This is a genomic window from Paracoccus zeaxanthinifaciens ATCC 21588 (assembly GCF_000420145.1).
GTDB classification, from domain to species: Bacteria; Pseudomonadota; Alphaproteobacteria; order Rhodobacterales; family Rhodobacteraceae; genus Paracoccus; species Paracoccus zeaxanthinifaciens.
The window spans coordinates 109,245-127,015 of the sequence record NZ_ATUJ01000002.1 but is presented as its reverse complement, the minus strand read 5'-3'; the positions used below and the strand labels follow the sequence as shown (position 1 = coordinate 127,015).

At 68.5% G+C, this 17,771-nt stretch carries 17 protein-coding genes; 12 read left to right on the top strand and 5 right to left on the bottom strand.

Annotated elements, in window-relative coordinates:
• Window positions 1–17: 17 nt before the first annotated feature.
• Together F804_RS15400 and F804_RS0102415 are read right to left on the bottom strand one after the other, a co-directional pair.
• Window positions 18–923 (bottom strand): LysR family transcriptional regulator, encoded by a 906-nt coding sequence (locus F804_RS15400; protein ID WP_022706152.1) that lies wholly within the window; start codon window positions 921–923, stop codon window positions 18–20.
• A 75-nt stretch (window positions 924–998) separates the two neighbouring features.
• Complete coding sequence (locus F804_RS0102415; RefSeq protein WP_028725526.1) at window positions 999–1,901, bottom strand: LysR family transcriptional regulator; 903 nt, start codon at window positions 1,899–1,901, stop codon at window positions 999–1,001.
• Between the two features lie 165 nt (window positions 1,902–2,066).
• On the opposite strand from F804_RS0102415, the gene F804_RS0102410 reads away from it, so the two are divergent.
• The 6 genes from F804_RS0102410 to F804_RS0102385 are packed head-to-tail and all read left to right on the top strand — an operon-like array spanning window position 2,067 to window position 8,365.
• On the top strand, window positions 2,067–3,563 hold the full coding sequence (locus tag F804_RS0102410; protein WP_022706150.1) for an ABC transporter substrate-binding protein: 1,497 nt from the start codon (window positions 2,067–2,069) through the stop codon (window positions 3,561–3,563).
• 18 nt (window positions 3,564–3,581) lie between these two features.
• Window positions 3,582–4,535: an ABC transporter permease gene (locus F804_RS0102405; protein ID WP_028725525.1), complete on the top strand. Its 954-nt coding sequence runs from the start codon at window positions 3,582–3,584 to the stop codon at window positions 4,533–4,535.
• Window positions 4,532–5,350 (top strand): ABC transporter permease, encoded by an 819-nt coding sequence (locus tag F804_RS0102400; protein WP_022706148.1) that lies wholly within the window; start codon window positions 4,532–4,534, stop codon window positions 5,348–5,350. The genes F804_RS0102405 and F804_RS0102400 overlap by 4 nt, the downstream gene beginning before the upstream one ends.
• On the top strand, window positions 5,347–6,156 hold the full coding sequence (locus tag F804_RS0102395; RefSeq protein ID WP_022706147.1) for an ABC transporter ATP-binding protein: 810 nt from the start codon (window positions 5,347–5,349) through the stop codon (window positions 6,154–6,156). Before F804_RS0102400 ends, F804_RS0102395 begins: the two co-directional genes overlap by 4 nt.
• Window positions 6,149–6,949, top strand: coding sequence for an ATP-binding cassette domain-containing protein (locus F804_RS0102390; RefSeq protein WP_022706146.1), 801 nt, complete (start codon window positions 6,149–6,151; stop codon window positions 6,947–6,949). Before F804_RS0102395 ends, F804_RS0102390 begins: the two co-directional genes overlap by 8 nt.
• A gap of 27 nt (window positions 6,950–6,976) precedes the next feature.
• On the top strand, window positions 6,977–8,365 hold the full coding sequence (locus F804_RS0102385; RefSeq protein WP_022706145.1) for an amidase: 1,389 nt from the start codon (window positions 6,977–6,979) through the stop codon (window positions 8,363–8,365).
• 16 nt (window positions 8,366–8,381) lie between these two features.
• Here the strand turns inward: F804_RS0102385 and F804_RS0102380 are convergent, their stop codons facing one another.
• From F804_RS0102380 to F804_RS0102370, 3 genes are all read right to left on the bottom strand, one after another.
• Window positions 8,382–9,020: an isochorismatase family protein gene (locus F804_RS0102380; protein WP_022706144.1), complete on the bottom strand. Its 639-nt coding sequence runs from the start codon at window positions 9,018–9,020 to the stop codon at window positions 8,382–8,384.
• 52 nt (window positions 9,021–9,072) lie between these two features.
• On the bottom strand, window positions 9,073–10,146 hold the full coding sequence (gene rutA, locus F804_RS0102375) for a pyrimidine utilization protein A (RefSeq protein ID WP_245540297.1): 1,074 nt from the start codon (window positions 10,144–10,146) through the stop codon (window positions 9,073–9,075).
• Window positions 10,147–10,293: 147 nt separating this feature from the next.
• A complete protein-coding gene (locus tag F804_RS0102370; protein ID WP_022706142.1) occupies window positions 10,294–11,046 on the bottom strand; it encodes a GntR family transcriptional regulator in 753 nt (250 codons plus the stop codon).
• 122 nt (window positions 11,047–11,168) lie between these two features.
• Between F804_RS0102370 and F804_RS15395 the strand changes: the two genes are divergently transcribed.
• The 6 genes from F804_RS15395 to F804_RS15385 all read left to right on the top strand — a co-directional run bounded on the left by F804_RS15395 (window position 11,169) and on the right by F804_RS15385 (window position 17,763).
• Window positions 11,169–12,392 (top strand): MFS transporter, encoded by a 1,224-nt coding sequence (locus F804_RS15395; RefSeq protein WP_169447670.1) that lies wholly within the window; start codon window positions 11,169–11,171, stop codon window positions 12,390–12,392.
• A gap of 156 nt (window positions 12,393–12,548) precedes the next feature.
• On the top strand, window positions 12,549–13,646 hold the full coding sequence (locus F804_RS0102360; RefSeq protein ID WP_051142270.1) for a sugar ABC transporter substrate-binding protein: 1,098 nt from the start codon (window positions 12,549–12,551) through the stop codon (window positions 13,644–13,646).
• A gap of 1 nt (window position 13,647) precedes the next feature.
• Window positions 13,648–15,240 carry a sugar ABC transporter ATP-binding protein gene (locus tag F804_RS15390; protein ID WP_022706139.1) on the top strand — a complete coding sequence of 531 codons (1,593 nt, stop codon included), beginning with the start codon at window positions 13,648–13,650 and terminating at the stop codon, window positions 15,238–15,240.
• Window positions 15,237–16,235 carry an ABC transporter permease gene (locus tag F804_RS0102350; protein WP_022706138.1) on the top strand — a complete coding sequence of 333 codons (999 nt, stop codon included), beginning with the start codon at window positions 15,237–15,239 and terminating at the stop codon, window positions 16,233–16,235. Before F804_RS15390 ends, F804_RS0102350 begins: the two co-directional genes overlap by 4 nt.
• Window positions 16,236–16,261: 26 nt before the next feature.
• Window positions 16,262–16,447: a hypothetical protein gene (locus F804_RS0102345; RefSeq protein WP_022706137.1), complete on the top strand. Its 186-nt coding sequence runs from the start codon at window positions 16,262–16,264 to the stop codon at window positions 16,445–16,447.
• Window positions 16,444–17,763: an amidase gene (locus F804_RS15385; RefSeq protein ID WP_022706136.1), complete on the top strand. Its 1,320-nt coding sequence runs from the start codon at window positions 16,444–16,446 to the stop codon at window positions 17,761–17,763. Before F804_RS0102345 ends, F804_RS15385 begins: the two co-directional genes overlap by 4 nt.
• Window positions 17,764–17,771 lie beyond the last annotated feature (8 nt).

Here is a 17,771-nt window from a genome sequence, read left to right as displayed (position 1 = left end):
TTCCGATCACCCCCTTGTCACCCCGCATTCAGGCGCGGGGCGGCGGGCAGGGCCGCGCGGTGGGCCTCGGCGCAATGGCGGGCAAGATCGGCGATGGCGCGGTGGATCGCGGCATCCGAATTGCGCCGCCAGACGCAGAACAGCGGCAGGTCGGGCAGCGCGGCATCGACCGCCAGCTCGACCAGGTCCGGCCCCGCAAGGTCGCAGCCGCGCGGCAGCGTCGCCACGCCCAGGCCCCGTTCCGTCAGCCGCGCGATGGCCGAGATCGAGGTCACGCAATGCACCATCGACGGGCGCAGCCCCTGTTCGTCGAACAGCGCCACGACATTGGCATGCGGCCTGGAATTGCGGGTGAAGGTGATCAGCGGGCCGGTGACGATATCGGCAAGGCCCAGAACCTCGTCGCGCATGCCGACGGGGCCGAACCACCCCATCGCAAGGGGCGCAAGCGCCGTGCAGGCGGTCTGTTCGTCCTGCATCTCGTCGGTGGTCAGCAGCAGGTCCAGCCCGCCGCGATCGAAGGCCGCCGACAGGCCGGGGGTGGCCTCGACCGTCAGCTCGATCTCCAGCCGGGGATAGACGCGGGCGACCTCCTCGATCAGGTCGCACAGCCATGTATGCACGACCGAGGTGACAAGACCCACCCGCACGCGCCCCGCGGCCTGGGACGGATCGGACAGCGTGGCGCGCAGGCGGTTCTCGGTCGCCAGCATCTCCTTGGCCTTGTCCAGGATCAGCGTCCCCGCGACGGTGATGCGGCTGGCATGGAATTCGCGGTCGAACAGGTTCACGCCCAGCTCGTTCTCCAGCGCCGAGATGCGGCTGGAGACGGTCGCCTGGCTGATGTTCAGCCGTTCCGCCGCCGCGCGAAAGCTGCCGAGCCCCGCGACGGTGACGAAGGTTTCCAAAAAGCGGGTGTTCACCTTGGGGCGATGCCTTCTGCTGCGGGCGCGGTCCTTCGTGATTAGCGCCAATCGCCCCGCACGGCAACGCGGCGGTCAGGCCGCGGGCCGCTGCAGGAAGGTTTCGAGGAAGTCCAGCAGCCGCCGTGCCGCCAGGCTCTGGTGATGGGCGATGGAATGGCCCAGCTCCAGCAGGGTCTCGATCCGGGCGCGCGGCTCGAAGGGGCGCGCGACAAGACTGCCATCCGCGATCTCTCGGGCGACGGCCATGCGGGGCAGGATCAGCACCGCCGATCCGCGCCGCGCCAGCTCCTTCTGCAGTTCCATCGACGAGGTGGTGAAGGCGGCCTCGAACCCGTCCAGCCCCTGCGCCCGCATCCGCTGGTCGAAGGCCCGCCGCACGCCGAAGCCGCGATCGGGCAGGGCAAGGCGCGCGCCCGCGATCTGGGGCAGGGTGACGACCTGCGATGCCGCAAGCGGGTGGTCGGGCGCCATGATCGGTTCGTGCATGACGGGCCGCCGGTGTCGGATGACGATGCGCGTGTCGGGCGGCGCGAACATGGTCACGATCAGGTCGGTCCGCCCGGTCGCCGCCGCATCCAGCGCCCCCTGGGCCGAGGTGACCGTGACCTCGACCGAGATGCCGGGATGCAGCGCGGCGAATTCCGACAGCGCGGGCCCCAGGATCGAGCTGATCGCCGCGCCATTCACATGGATCGAGACATGGCCCCGCCGCAGCCCCTTCAGGTCGTCGATCATCTGCCGTGTCAGGGCCAGCTCGCGCCCGATGTCGCGGCTTCTGGCGGCCAACAGCTCGCCCGCGGCGGTCAGGCGGACGCCGCGCGGGGTGCGTTCGACCAGCGGCGATCCGAAGGTGCGCTCCAGCTTGTCCAGCTGCCGGGTCACGGCGGTGGGCGACATGCCCACCGTGTCGGCGGTCTGCCGGATGGACCCTGTCCGCGCCAGTTCCTGGAACAGTTCGATTGTCTGCCGATCCACGCGCCATCCCCGCTGCAACGATTTGCGTTGCACGGTGCCACGCATCTTTCGCTTTTCAAGTCACTGGAACTGCCATCTTATCAGCGCATAAGATGTGCACATGAACGCATCACCCGCTGCGCCGCCCCGCGTCGCGGCCAAGCAATCCAAGGACAGGGATCCGCCATGAACATGCCCCTTCGCGCCCTTGCCATGACGGCATCCGCCGCCGCGCTGATCGCCGCCGCCCCCGTCGCGGCCCTTGCCGCGAACGAGGTCAGCTTCGTGCAGTCGGTCGAACCGGCGGGCCTGGACCCCACGGTCAGCTCGCCCGTGGCGGCGGGGCAGGTCACCTGGCAGAACGTCTTCGAGGGGCTGGTCGCCATCGACCGCGACGGCCAGGTCCAGCCGCAGCTTGCGACCGAATGGCAGGTGTCGGATGACGGCCTGACCTACAGCTTCACGCTGCGCGAGGGGGTCGCCTTCCAGAACGGCGTGCCCTTCGACAGCGCGACCGCGAAATTCACGCTGGAACGCATCCTGGCCGAGGAGTCGACGAACGGCCAGAAGGCGCTTTACGCCGCGATCGAAGGGATCGAGGCGCCCGATCCCTCGACGCTGGTGCTGACGCTGTCGGCGCCGTCCTCGGACCTGATCTACTGGCTGGGCTTTCCCGCCGCCGTGATGGTCGAGCCGTCATCGGCGGATACCAACGGCACCGCGCCGGTCGGCACAGGTCCCTTCAAGCTGGACGAATGGCGCAAGGGCGACCGCGCGATCATGTCCGCATGGGACGGATACTGGGGCGAGAAGCCCGCGCTGGACCGCATCGTGGCGCGCTTCATCTCGGACCCGCAGGCGCAGGTGGCCGCGCTGAAATCGGGGCAGGTGCAGGTCGTGGCCGAGTTCTCGGCGCCCGAGCTGTACGACCAGTTCGCAAGCGACGCGGCCTTCGCCACCCACGAGGGCACCGGAGAGATGGAGGTCGTCGCGGGCATGAATGCCGAACGCCCGCCCTTCGACGACATCCGCGTGCGGCAGGCCCTGATGCACGCCATCGACCGCGACGTGCTGATCGAGGCGGTGAAATCCGGCCACGGCACGCCCATCGGGTCGCATTTCGCGCCCGGCTCGCCCTTCTACGTGGACATGACCGGCGAATACGGCTTCGACCCCGAGGCCGCCAAGGCGCTGCTGGCCGAGGCGGGCCATCCCGACGGGTTCGAATTCACCTTCAAGGTGCCGAACCGCGCCTATGCCCAACGCTCGGCCGAGATCATGCAGGCGTTCTTCGCCCAGATCGGGGTGACGGCGAATATCGAAAGCTCGGATTTTCCGGCGGCATGGATCCAGGACGTGTTCCAGGACACGAATTACGACATGACCATCATCGGCCATGCCGAACCGCTGGACATCAACATCTATGCCCGCGATCCCTACTACTTCAACTATGACAACCCCGAGTTCCGCGAGACGATGTCGGCCATCGCGACCGCATCCACCCCCGAGGACCGCGCCGAAGGCTATGCCCGGGCACAGCGCATCGTGGCGCGCGACCTGCCCGCGCTGTTCCTGTATTCCGAGCCGCGCCTGGCGGTCTGGGATGCCGGGCTGGAGGGCGTGTGGGAGAACGGCCCCGTTCCCTCGAACGACATGACGGACGTCCGCTGGACCGACCGCTGAGCGATACGGGAACCGATGATGCCTGCCCTGACACGATCCGCGCGGCGGATCGGCGGCCTGCTTGCCGTCCTTCTGATCGCCTCGCTGGTGATCTTCCTGCTGATCGAGGCCGCGCCGGGCGATCCGGCCTCGATCATGCTGGGGACCAGCGCCGCCCCCGACACCGTCGCGGCCCTGCGGGCCGAGCTGGGTCTGAACAGGCCGCTTGCCCTTCGCTATCTTTCCTGGCTGGGCGGGTTGGTGCGGGGCGACATGGGCGTGTCCTATACCTATGACACGCCCGTCGCGGGGCTGATCCTGGACCGGCTGCTGGTGACGCTGCCCTTGACGGCGATGGCCGTGGTCCTGTCGGTGGCGATCGCGCTGCCGCTTGGCGTCTGGGCCGCGAACCGCCCGAACGGGCCGGTGGACACGCTGGCCTCGGTCTTCTCGCAGGTGGGGATCGCGGTGCCGAACTTCTGGATCGGCCTGCTGCTGATCCTGGGCGTGGCACTGGGGCTGGGATGGTTCACCACGGGTGGCTTTCCGGGCTGGGGCGCGGGCGCCGGTCCCGCCATCGGCGCGCTTGTGCTGCCGGCCATCGCGCTGGCCATCCCGCAGGCCGCCGTCCTGACCCGCGTGACCCGCGCCGCCGTGATCGAGGTCGCCAACGAGGATTTCATCCGCACCGCCCGCGCCAAGGGGCTGTCGCGCAGCCGCGCGCTGTGGCGGCACACGGTCCCGAACGCGCTGCTGCCGGTGGTGACGATGCTGGGCCTGCAGATCCCGTTCCTTATTTCCGGCGCGGTGCTGGTCGAGAACGTCTTCACCCTGCCGGGTATCGGCACGCTGGCCTATCAGGCGCTGTCGCAGCGCGACCTGATCGTGGTGCAGAACGTCGTCCTGCTGTTCACGCTGATCGTGCTGGTGGTGAATTTCGCGGTCGATGGGCTTTACTCCGTGCTGGACCCGCGGCTGAGGGGGCGGACATGAGGCGGCTTCCGGTTTCCCTTGTCATCGGCGGCGCGATCACGGCGCTGCTGCTGGGCGCGGCGCTTCTCAGCCGGGTGTGGACGCCTGCCGACCCGACCGCGATGAACGTGCTGAACCGCCTGAAGGGTCCGGGCGAGGCCGGGCTGCTGGGTGCCGACCAGATCGGGCGGGACGTGTTCTCGATCGTGATGGCTGGGGCATGGACATCGCTTGGCGTGGCCCTCACGGCGACGATCCTGGGCGGCGCGGTGGGCACGCTGCTGGGCGTCACCGCCGCCGCGCGTGGCGGCACGGTCGAGCGGGTGCTGATGGCCGCGAACGGGGTGCTGTTCTCGTTTCCGCCGATCCTGTCGGCGATCCTGCTGGGCGCGCTGATGGGGCCGGGGGCGCTGACCTCGATCACCGCCATCGGCGTCTTCATGGTGCCCGTCTTCGCGCGCATCTCGCGGGCGGCGGCGATGCAGATCTGGGCGCGCGACTTCGTGCAGGCCGCGCGGATGGCGGGCAAGGGGCAGGCACTTATCACGGTCCAGCACGTCATCCCGAACATCCAGGCGCAGATCATCGTGCAGCTGGCGATCCAGACGGGTCTCGGCATCCTGTCCGAGGCAGGGCTGTCCTTCCTTGGCATGGGGGTCGCGCCGCCGACGCCCAGCTGGGGGCGGATGCTGGCCGATGCGCAGACCTACATCTCGGGCGCGCCGCACCTGGTGCTGGCACCGGGGCTGGCCATCGCGATCGCCGTGCTGGGCCTGAACCTGCTGGGCGACGGGCTGCGCGATCTGACCGACCCAAGGCGGAGGCAGGCGTCATGATGCTGTCGATCAGGGATCTGCGCGTGTCCTTCGCGCGCGAACGCGGCCCCGCGGCCGAGGTGCTGCACGGCATCGACCTGGATCTGCCCAAAGGTCGGACCCTTGGTATCGTGGGCGAAAGCGGATCGGGAAAATCGGTGCTGTCGCTGGCGGTGATGGGCCTGCTGCCCCGCAGCGCGACGGCCAGCGGGCAGGTACTGCTGGACGGGCAGGACGTGCTGGCCATGTCCGAGCGCCAGCTGTGCGGCATCAGGGGGCGGCGGATCGGCATGATCTTCCAGGAACCGATGACCGCGCTGAACCCCGCCATGCGCGTCGGCGACCAGATCGCCGAGGGGCTGCGCATCACGCAGGGCATGCCCCGCGCCGATGCCCGCGCCGAGGCGCTGCGCCTGCTGGAGATGGTGCGCATCCCCCGGGCATCCGAACGCATCGACAGCTTTCCGCACCAGATGTCGGGCGGGCAGCGCCAGCGCGTGGGCATCGCCATCGCCCTTGCGCTGAAGCCCGACCTGCTGATCGCGGACGAGCCCACCACCGCGCTGGACGTGACGGTGCAGGCCGAGGTTCTGGACATCCTCGACGACCTGGTGACGGAACTGGGGATCTCGCTGATGCTGATCTCTCATGACCTGGGGGTGATCGCGCGGATCGCGGACCGCACGCTGGTCATGTATCGCGGCGACCGCATGGAAGAGGGCGAGACCGAGGCCGTCCTGCGCCGTCCCGCCCATGATTACACCCGCAAGCTGATCGCGGCCATGCCGCGCCGCGTGCGTGCATCGCTGGAGGCCCCCCATGGCTGAGATCCTGCGGGTCGAGAACCTGTCGCGCGACTTCCAGCTGGGGCAGGGCCATGTGCGCGCGCTGGACGACGTGTCGCTGTCGCTGGAACAGGGCCGCATCCTCGGCGTCGTGGGCGAGAGCGGGTCGGGCAAGTCCACCCTTGCCAAGCTGGTCATGGCGCTGGACCGCCCGACCGCGGGGCGGGTCGTGATCGACGGGCAGGACCTGTTCGCGCTGCCCCCGCGGGCGCTGCGGCAGGCGCGGCGGCATTTCCAGATGGTGTTCCAGGACCCCTATGGATCGCTGGACCCGCGCCATGCCGTGGGTCGCATCGTGGCCGAGCCGCTGCATCTTGACCCGGCCGCCCCGAAGGGTGCCGCGCGTCGCGACCTGGTCGCGGGGCTTCTGGAGGATGTGGGCCTTGCCGCCGCCGATGCCGACCGCTTTCCGCACGAATTCTCGGGCGGTCAGCGCCAGCGCATCGCGATTGCCCGCGCGCTGATCACGAAGCCGCGACTGCTGGTCGCGGACGAGGCCACCTCGGCGCTGGATCTGACGGTGCAGAAGCAGATCCTGGAGCTGATCCTGCGGCTGCGCGACGAACACGGCATCAGCGTGCTGTTCATCACCCACAATATCGGCGTCGTGGACGAGATCTGCGACGAGGTCGCCGTCATGCAGGATGGCCGCCTGGTCGAGACCGGCCCCGCACGGCAGGTGCTGGACCACCCGCGACAGGACTATACCCGCAGGCTGCTTGCGGCCGAACCGATGCTGAACGTGATCGGGCGCCGGAACCGCGCGCCCGTCTGATCCCAACCCGAAGGCGAAAGAAGACCGATGTCCGATATCCTCGACCTGACCGCCCGGCGCGTGCTTGCCGCATTCGCCGACCGCAGCCTTTCGCCCGTCGAATACATGACCGCCCTGATCGCCCGCGTCGAGGCGAGCGAGCCGAAGGTCGGCGCGCTCTATGCCTTCGCGCCCGAACGCGCGCTGGACGATGCCCGCGCATCCGAGGCGCGTTACATGGCCTCCAGCCCCCTTGGACGGCTGGACGGGATGCCCGTCACCGTCAAGGAACTGATCGCCACGAAGGGAGAGCCGGTCCCCATGGGCACCGCCGCCATCGACCTTGTGCCCGCCCCCGAGGACGCGCCCACCGCCGCCAGGCTACGAGAGGACGGCGCGGTGATCTTCGCCAAGACGACCTGCCCGGATTACGGGATGCTGTCATCGGGCTTGTCCACCTTTCACCAGCTGTCGCTGAACCCGTGGAAGCTGACCGAGAACCCGGGCGGTTCCTCGGCGGGGGCGGCCTCGGCGGGGGCGGCGGGATACGGTCCGCTGCATGTCGGCACGGATATCGGCGGATCGGTGCGGCTGCCCGCGGGCTGGACGGGGCTGTTCGGGTTCAAGCCCTCGCACGGGCGGATCCCCATCGACCCCTACTATACCGGGCGCTGCGCGGGGCCGATGACGCCCACCGTGGACGATGCGGCGCTGATGATGCCGACCCTGTCGCGCCCGGACTGGCGCGACGCGACATCGCTTCCCCCCGAGGTGCTGGACTGGGACGGCGCGCGCGTCGATCCGCGCGGCATGCGGATCGGGCTGATGATGGATGCTGGCTGCGGCATCGATCCCGAACCCGAGGTGGTCGCCGCCCTGTCCGATGCCGCCCGCGCCTTCGAGGGGATGGGCGCCACCATCGTCCCCGTCGCCCCCGTCCTGACCCGCGAGATGCTGGACGGGCTGGACATCGCATGGCGCGCGCGCTTCTGGGGCATGATGGAGGCGCTGCGCCCCGAGGCCCGCGCCCGCATCCTGCCCTATATCCGCGAATGGGCCGAGGCGGGGGCGGACGCGTCGCCCATCAGGGTGGCGCAGGGGTTCGACCAGACCTTCGCCATGCGCCGCGCCACCGCCGAGGCGTTCCGGCAGGTCGATGCGATCATCTCTCCGGTCAATCCCAATGTCAGCTATCCGGCGGATTGGGCCTCGCCCACCAACGACCCCGCCCGCCCGTTCGAGCATATCTGCTTCACCGTGCCCTGGAACATGGGCGAACAGCCGGCCTGTTCGATCAATTGCGGCTTTGCGGCCAATGGCATGCCCATCGGGCTGCAGATCGTCGCACCGCGCTTTGGCGACCTGACGGTGATGGGCCTTGCCCGCGTCTATGAGGAATTGCGCGGCCCGATCACGACCTGGCCGCGCTTCGACTGAGGGATGGGCGCCACCGTCATGCGGTGGCGCGCAGACCCTCCAGATGGGCCAGCGCGGGGGCCAGATCGACCACGTCGGCATATTTCGCGTTCATGTCGAACAGGTTGGCCTCGTGCGGGGCATCGTGGCGGTCGCCGCAGGCGGGGCCGACCACGATGGTGCGGAAGCCGTGGCTCATGGCATCCACGCAGCTTGCGCGCACGCAGCCCGAGGTGGTCAGGCCCGTCAGCAGGACGCTGTCGCAGCCCAGGGTGGTCAGCATCGCCGCAAGCGATGTGCCGAAGAAGGCCGAGGGGTATTGCTTGGTCACCACGATGTCGTCCGCGTCCGGGACCAGGCCGTCGGCGAATTCGGCCGTCGCGCGACCGGGCAGGAAGGCCGTCAGGGGGGCGGCCTTCTCGAAGAACCTGCCGCCATCGACGCCGGTCGGGTGGTATCCGACGCGCGTCAGGATCACGGGCACGCCCGCCGCCTTCGCGGCCTGCCGAAGGCGCAGCGCCGCGGCAAGGGCCGTGCGACAGCCCTCGCCGCCGAACAGCGGGCATTCCGGATCGTAATAGGCATGGGCGAAATCGACCATCAGCAGGGCGGGCCGTTGCCCGAACCCGACCCGCCGGTCATAGACGCCCGCATAGTTGTCGTCGCGATCCAGCATCGCTGTTCCTTTCCGCAAGTGGGGGCGGGGACCGCATGGCCCCCGCCGGATGTCAGGCCGCGACCTCGGCCGGGCTCCGAGAGGTCATGAGCGGCTGGATGCGCTGCCCGAACTTGTCGAGCCCTTCGAGGAAGTCGTCGAAGACCATCATGATGCCCTTCACCCCTTCCATTTCCGAGGCCTCGTCCAGCATCCGCGCGACATTGGCGTAGGACCCGACCAGCGTGCCCATGTTGAAGTTCACGGCGCCTTCGGGAAGGTTGATGTGCTTCGCGGTGGCGCTGGCATCGGCGGCATCGTCCTTGCTGCCCTGATCGGCCATCCAGGCCAGCGCATCGGCATCGACGTGATCCTTGTAGCGCTGCCAGGTCGCCTGCGCGGCCTCGTCGGTCTCGTCGGCGATGACCATGAACAGGCAATAGGCGCCGACATCGCGGCCGCTTTTCTTGGCGGCCTCGGCCAGGCGGTCGCAGATGGGCGACACCGCCGTGGGCGTGTTCACGCCCTGCGCCATGATGAAGTTGTAGTCGGCATATTGCGCGGCGAACTCCATGCCCTTGGGCGACTGGCCCGCGGCCACGATCTCGACCTTGCCCTGGGGGGGCGGGGACAGCTTGCAATCCGTCATCTGGAAATGCTCGCCCTTGAGGTCGGAGGACCCCTCGGACCACAGTTGGTTCATGATGTCGACATATTCGCCCGCGTAATCGTAGCGATAGCCGAAATATTCGTTGCCGGGCCAGATGCCCATCTGGCTGTACTCGGCCTCGGCCCAGCCGGTCACGATATTCACCCCGAAGCGCCCCGGCGCGATCGAGGACACCGTGCTGGCCATGCGCGCGGCGATGGCGGGCGGCAGCGTCAGCACCGCCGAGGATGCGAACAGCTTGATCTTGGTCGTCACGGCGGCCAGCCCGGCCATCAGCGTGAAGCTTTCGAGGTTGTGGTCCCAGAACTCGGTCTTGCCGCCGAAGCCGCGCAGCTTGATCATCGACAGCGCGAATTCCAGGCCATAGCCCTCGGCCTTCTGGACGATCTGCTTGTTCAGCTCGAAGCTGGGTTTGTATTGCGGCGCGGCCTCGGAGATCAGCCAGCCGTTGTTCCCGATCGGGATGAAGACGCCCATGTCCATGGTGAAGGCCCCCTGTTGGATTTCTGACAAGTCCGAACTTAGCAGGGGACTTCTTGCACTGGTCCAGAGCAAATGCCGCTCAGCATGTCCGGACTTGTTCATAATCCTCGGCGATGCCCAAATGCGGGGCAGGCCGCATGATCAGGTGGCCTGGATGTGGGTCCGATAGGCAAAACTGTCAGCCGGAGAGGTCTGGATCGCGTATTCCATCAGCCGCCCCCCGGACGAGAGATAGCGGCGGGTGATTCTGAGACCGATCGTGCCTTCGGGCTGTTTCAGCTGTTCACAGATGCGGGGCGCGATGGTGACGGCGCGGATTTCCTGCTGGATGTCGACGATCCTTTCGCCGGTATGGGCCTCGACCAGGTGGAACAGGGATGAGCGCTGCACGTCCATGTCGCGGATCACGGGTTCCGCGATGGGGTCCAGATAGACCTCGTTCCAGCAGAAGGCGTTGGGCTCATTGATGAAATGCCGCGGACCCTCCATGTAGATCAGCGGTTTTCCGGGGCGGCAGCCGATCTCGGTCGCAAGCTTTCCGCGCACCTCTCGGCGCTCCTTGAGGCGGATATACATCTCGGTCTCGTTGGCGAATTCGAACAGGTCGCCGCGATTGTTGTCGCGGAACCGCTCGCGCCATTGCGGGCGCGCGCTTTCGATGCTGGTGCCGACGCCCTTCTTGGCGGCCAGCATTCCGCGCTGGCGAAGCTGCGCGATGGCCTGGCGAATCGTGTGACGGCTGACGCCCAACTGCGCGGCCAGTTCCGCCTCGGGGGGCAGCAGGCTGCCGACGGCGCGTTCGCCGCTGACGATCTGCCGCTCCAGCTTGTGCGCGATCTGCAGATAGAGCGGCGTGTTCGTGCTGTCATTATGCGCTTCGGCGGTTTCGGCCATGCGAAGGGTCTTTCGGACTGTGAATCGTGTTGCTTGATTGTCCGGACTTATGTAGCCAAGAGGAAATCGCAGCCGGCGAACGGCCCGGACAAGGTACGGACAGAATACTCATGACGGATACAGTGTCGAGCGGACCCGAACGAGCAGGCCGACCGGAATGGATCGGCCCGCTGGCCATGATGACGCTGGTGCAGATCGCCGCGACCATGAGCGTGCTGGCCCTGACATCGCTTGCCCCCGAGGTTGCGGGCTCGCTCGGGATCGGGGCGCATGCGATCGGATACCAGATCAGCCTGATCTATTTCGCGGGGGTCTTCGCATCCGCAATCGCCGGCAGCGTGGTCGAGACCTTCCACGCCGAGCGCGTGATCGTGACCGAGCTGGGCGTCTTCGCGGCGGGCCTGCTGCTGCTGGCCACGGGGCGTCCCGTGCTGATGGTGCTGGCATCCGCGCTGTTCGGGATCTGCTACGGGCTGAACAACCCGGCCTCGTCCGAGATCCTGCACCGCGCCGCACGCGGGGGGCGGCATTCGCTGGTCTTCTCGATCAAGCAGACGGGGGTGCCCTTCGGCGCGGTGCTGGCATCGACGCTGCTGCCGATGCTGGCGGTCGCGCTGCCGGGAACGGGCGCGGGCTGGCGGCACGCGCTGGTCGCGGCGGCGGTCGTGCCGCTGGTCCTGATGGTCTGGGCGTGGTCTCAGTTCACCTTTCCGCCGATCCGCATGGCGGCGTGGCGCGGCAATCCCTTCGCCCGCGCGATCCGCGATCAGGTCGAACTGTATCGCAACCGCCGCATGCGGACGCTGGCGCTTCTGGGCGGGCTCTATTCGGCATTGCAGCTGATGGTCACGGCCTTCGCGGTGGTGATGATGGTCGAACATGGCTGGCCGCTGGTCGCGGCGGGCATCGTCGCGGCCTGCCTGCAGATGGCGGGGGCCGCGGGTCGCATCAGCTGGGGGCTGGCCGCCGACAGGCTGGGCGGTTTCCGTACGCTCGGGATCATCGGGGTGATCGCGGGGCTGTGCATGTTCCTGCTGGGCTGGGCGGGCGCATTGCCCGGCTGGGCGCTGGCGGTGCTGCTCGTTGTGCTGGGCGCGGTCGCGACGGGCTGGAACGGGGTCTTCCTGGCGGCGGCGGCACGGACCGCGCCAAGCGGCAAGGTCGGGGCGAATACCGGCGCGCTGCTGGTCTATACCTTCATCGGTGTCATCATCGGCCCCTCCGCCTTCGCGCTGATCTATGACCTGACCGGGTCCTATGACCTGTGCTTCATGGGTTTCTCGTGCATCGGGTTTGCGGGCGCAGCGATGTCCTTCCGCCAGCATGCTGCACAAGTCCGGACCTGATTCTGTTCAGCTTCGGACCAGACTGCCTAATCTGCGGGACGTATCGTCGAAATCGCTGATCCGATCGTTCCAAAACCCGCTTTCCTTCTTGGCTATCTCTGAACAAGTCCGGACTATCGGATCAACCGATTGCCGAAAGGGACTGTGATGAGAACCATGACGCCAGCGCTTGCCGCCCTGACGATGACGACCGCCACGCTGCTTGCCGCGCAGGGCGCGCGCGCCGACGCGATGGCCGAGGCCAAGGCCGTGATCGCGGAACACCGCGCCATTCCGGAATTCGCGCCCCTGGGCGAACCCTTCGACGCCGCGGCCTGCATGGCCGACAAGTCGGTCTTCTCGATCCCGGTCAGCATGGCCATCCCCTTCAACGTCGAGCTGCAGAAGGCGATGCAGCGCGCGGCCGAGGATGTGGGCTTCACCTATACCACCTGGGAAAACCAGGGCGCGTCCGACAGCTGGATCCAGGGCGTGAACCAGGCCGTCGCGCAGGAATATTCGCTGGTCGATCTGGCGGGCGGGCTCAACCCCGAGATGCTGGCCCCGCAGCTGCAAGAGGCGAAGCAGGCGGGCCTCGCCGTCACGACGACCCATCTCTATGACGAAAGCCAGGGACAGGCGGGCTTCGTCGATGCCTCGGCCAAGGTCGATTACCGCCGCGCGGGCGAGATCCTGGCTGCCTGGGCCTTCGTCGAGACCGAAGGAGCGCCGAACGTGCTGATCATCGGATCGGACGACGTGCTGCCCTCGATCCCCTTCGTCGAACAGATCCGCGAGAGCCTTTCGTCCTATTGCCCCGACTGCAAGCAGCAATACCTGAACGTGCCGGTGAACGAATGGGCCACGCGCATCCAGTCGGGCACACAATCCGCGCTGCTGGCCGATCCAGGCATCAACTACATCCTGCCGATCTATGATTCGATGACGCAGTTCGTGACGCCCGCACTGCGGATCGCGGGCGCCGACGGGGTCGGCATGGCATCCTATAACGGCACGCCCTTCGTCCTGGACATGGTGCGCGAGGGGACGGTGTCGATGGATGTCGGCGAGAGCCTCGGCTGGGCAGGCTATGCCGCCGTCGATGCGCAGATGCGCGTGCTGTGCGGGTTGGAGGTCCCCGAGAGCTTGGGCATCCCGCTGCTGATCTTCGACAAGGACAATGCCGAGACGGCAGGCGTGCCCGCTGATTTCGACTCGGGCTATGGCGACAGCCATGTGGCCGGGTTCCGCAAGCTCTGGGGCCTCGAGGGCTGAAATGGCGGGGCAGGCGACAGACCGTCAGGCGGACGATCCCGGCGGGGTCCTTCGCCTGACCGACATCCGCATGCGCTTCGGCCCGGTCGAGGTGCTGAAGGGCGTGTCCCTGAACCTGCGCCGGGCCGAGATCCTGGGCCTTCTGGGCCAGAACGGATCGGGCAAGTCGACGCTGATCAAGGTGCTGGCGGGCTTCAACTCTCCCTCGGAGGGCAGCGGCGTCACCCTGTGGGGCGATACGCTGCCCCTGCCGCTGGATGCCGCGCGCATCCGGCGCATGGGGGTGGCCTTCGTGCACCAGCACCTGGCGCTGGTGCCGTCGCTCAGCGTGGCGGACAACATGCTGATCGGGGACGATCGCCGGCGCGGGCCCGCGGGCATCCGCTGGCGCCGCGAACGCGCCGAGATGCGCGCGCTGTTCGACGAGTTCGGCCTTGCGATCGACCCCTCGGCGCTGGTGTCCGAGCTGTCCTCGGTCGAGCGGGCCTTCGTCGCGATCCTGCGGGCCGTCGCGCAGCTGCGCCGGTCCGAGGCGGGCGCCGCGGGCGAGGGGATCCTGGTCCTGGACGAGCCGACGCCCTTCCTGTCGGCCGAGGATGTCGACAAGCTGTTCACCCTGCTGCGCCAGATCCGCGCCAAGGGGGCCAGCGTCATCATCGTCACCCATGACATCGACGAGGTGCTGGCCATCACCGACCGCGTGGCGATCCTGCGCGACGGGGAACTGGACGCGCTGATGGTGACCGCGGAGACGACGCGGCAGGCGATCCTGGACCGCATCGTCGGTCGCAGCATCACGCCCTTCCGCCGCGCCCCCGCACAGCCGCGCCCCGAGATCGCCGCCCGGATCGAGGGGTTGTCGGGCGGGCAGCTGCAGCATTTCGACACCACCATCCGCCGGTCCGAGGTGGTCGGCGTCACCGGCCTGATCGGGTCGGGCTTTGCCGAGATCCCCTATCTGCTGTTCGGCGCCATGCAGGGCGCGGGGCAGGTGACGCTGGATCATGCGCTGGACGTGGCTGCGATCACCCCCCGGGCGGCGATGGCCGCGGGCATGGGCCTGATACCGGGCGACCGCACGCATCAAAGCTGCGTCGGCGGCCTGACCGTCGAGGAGAACGCCACCTTCCTGCAACTGCCGCGATACCGCGCCCCTGCGGGGCTGCGCCGGCAGGGGCTGGTGGATGCCGCGCGCGGGATGATCCGCGACTATGACGTGCGCCCCGACCGCCCCGAGGTCGCCATGTCCACGCTGTCGGGCGGCAACCAGCAGAAGGTCGTGATCGGCAAGTGGCTGGCGCAGGACCCGCGCCTGCTGCTGCTGGACGAACCCACGCAGGGCGTCGATTACGGCGCACGCCAGCAGATCTTCGCGGCGCTGGACCGCGCGGTCGCCGCGGGCACCGCGATCCTCTGCGCCTCGACCGATGCCGAGCAGCTGGCCCAGATATGCGACCGCGTGCTGGTCCTGCGGCGCGGCACGGTCGGCGCGGTCCTGCAGGGCGACCAGCTGACCCGCGACGCCATCGCGCGCGCCTGCTTCCACGATCCCGCCCCCCAGAACGCCACCAATCTGTCCGAGGCCACCGCATGAGCATCACCGAAACCCCGCGCCCGCGCGTCCTGCCCGTCATCGCCTGGAAGAAAGAGCTGGAGCGATATGCCCTGCCGCTGGCTTGGATCGCGCTGTTCGCCGTCTTCGGCATGCTGCTGCCCGACACGTTCCTGACATGGCGCACGCTGTCCTCGATGCTGGGCTCGCAGGCGGTGCTGGTCGTGCTGGCACTGGCGATCCTGGTCCCGCTGACCTCGGGCGATTTCGACCTGTCGGCGGCCTCGATCCTGGTCTTCGGGGCGATGTTCCTGGCGGTGTCGAATGTCGGCTGGGGCTGGCCCATCGGCCTGTCCGTCGTGGCCGCGCTGCTGATCGGCGCGCTTGCCGGGGCGGTCAACGCGTTCTTCGTGCTGTATTTCCGCATCCACAGCCTGATCGTGACACTGGGGCTGGGGACGTTCCTGAACGGCATGACGCTGTGGCTGTCGGATTCGCGCACCATCGCGGGCGTGTCGATGCAGCTGGTCGAGCTGGTCGTGATCCAGCGCCTGTTCGGCATCCCGCTGGCCTTCTTCTATGGCCTGGCGCTGGCGGCGGTGATGTGGTGGGCGATGGAATACACCATCGCGGGCCGCAAGCTGCTGTTCGTCGGGCGAGGGCGCGAGGTCGCGCGCCTGAACGGCGTCTCGGTCGACCGGGTGCGGGCCACGTCCTTCGTGCTGTCGGGGGCGATGGCCGCGCTGGCTGGCGTGCTCTATGCCGGGATGACGGGATCTGCCGATCCGACCTCGGGGCTGTCGCTGCTGCTGCCCGCCTTCGCGGCGGCGTTCCTTGGCGCGACGGCGATCTATCCGGGGCGCTTCAACCCGATGGGGACGCTGGTCGGTGTCTATTTCCTGATCACCGGCATCACCGGGCTGACCATGCTGGGGGCAGATGCCTTCGTGCAGTCGCTTTTCTACGGCGGGGCCCTGATCGTCGCCGTCTCTCTCAGCCAGCTTGTCCGCAAGCGCCAGCCGCAGAATTTCGGCTGATGAACCACCAACAAGGAGGAACCGCCATGACCACCACGGATGCCCTCGAGACCTATCTGGGCCGCAGCCCGACCCCGGAAGAGCTGGCGATATTCCAGGACCAGCGCACCCGGATCGAGTTCGGCGTGATCTATCACCCGCTGCTGCGCGACGACGACGCGGCGACGGGGCTGAACGAACGCGACCCGATGGCGGGCGGGGGTCGCCAATGACGATCCGCCGGATGCAGGCGCGCCTTGCCACGGGCGAGGCGACCGCCCAATCCCTCGCGTCCGAGGCGCTGGCCCTTGCAGCAGGCCCCGACAGCCCGTTCTCGACCATCGAGGCCGACCGCGCACTGGCGCAGGCCGCCATGGTGGACCGCGCCCGCGCCGAGGGGCGCGCCACCGGCCCGCTGGCGGGCATCCCCTTGGCCCACAAGGACATGTTCGACCGCACGGGCTGCCGCGTGGGGCGCGGGGTGCATCCCTCGGCCAGCTATGTCGCGACCGGCACGGCAGAGGTTCTGAGCCGCCTCGACCATGCCCATGCCGTGGACCTGGGGCGCCTGCAGATGTCTGAATTCGCGATGGGGCCGACGGGGGCGAACCATCACCATCCCGCGCCGCCGAACCCGGTCGTGCCGGGGGCGATCATCGGCGGGTCGTCTTCCGGGTCGGGTGTCGCGGTGGCGATGGGCATCGTGCCTGCGGCGCTTGGTTCGGACACGGGCGGGTCGATCCGCATTCCCGCCGCCTGCAACGGCGTCGTCGGCTTCAAGCCGACGCCGGGGCGGATGCCGATGGCTGGGGTGATGCCGCTGTCCTGGACGCAGGATTGCGTTGGGCCGCTGGCCGCCAGCGTCGATTGCGCAAGGCGCGTCCTGTCGGTGCTGACGGGCGGTGCCGTCTCGGCCATGGGCGGCGACGCCCGCGATCTGCGCATCGGCTTCGATGCGGGGCCGCTGACGGACGGCATCGCCGAGGCGACGGATCGCCAGCTGCGCATCGCGCGCGCGATGCTGTCGGATGCGGGCCACCGGCCCTGCGACCTGGACCTGGGCTGGCTGGCGACGCTGGACGAACCCGCCAATGTCATCGCCATGGCCGAGGCCGGGACCGTCCATGCCGACCGGCTGCGCAAGGCGCAGGACAGCTATGGCCCGCAGGTCCGCACGCGGCTGGCGCAGGCGGCGGCAATCTCGGCGCAGGATTACCTGCGGGCGCTGCAGATCAGGGCCGTGGCGCAGGACCGGATGCAGGCGATCTTCGCCAAGGTGGACGTGATCGTGACGCCGATGCTGCCGGACGTGCCGCCCCAGATCTCGGCGCTTGCATCGCTGGAAGGCCGCTCGCTTGCGCGAATGATCTCGGAGGTGACGCGCTTCTCGCGGCCCGCGTCGATCCTGGGGCTGCCCGCCATCTCGGTTCCCGTGGCGCGCACGGATCGCGGGCCGATCTCGGTTCAGGTCATTGGCCCGCCGAATGCCGAGGATCGCATCGCCGACATCGCGGTGCTGCTGGAAGAAGCCGCGCTGCAACCTGCCTGAGGGAAGAA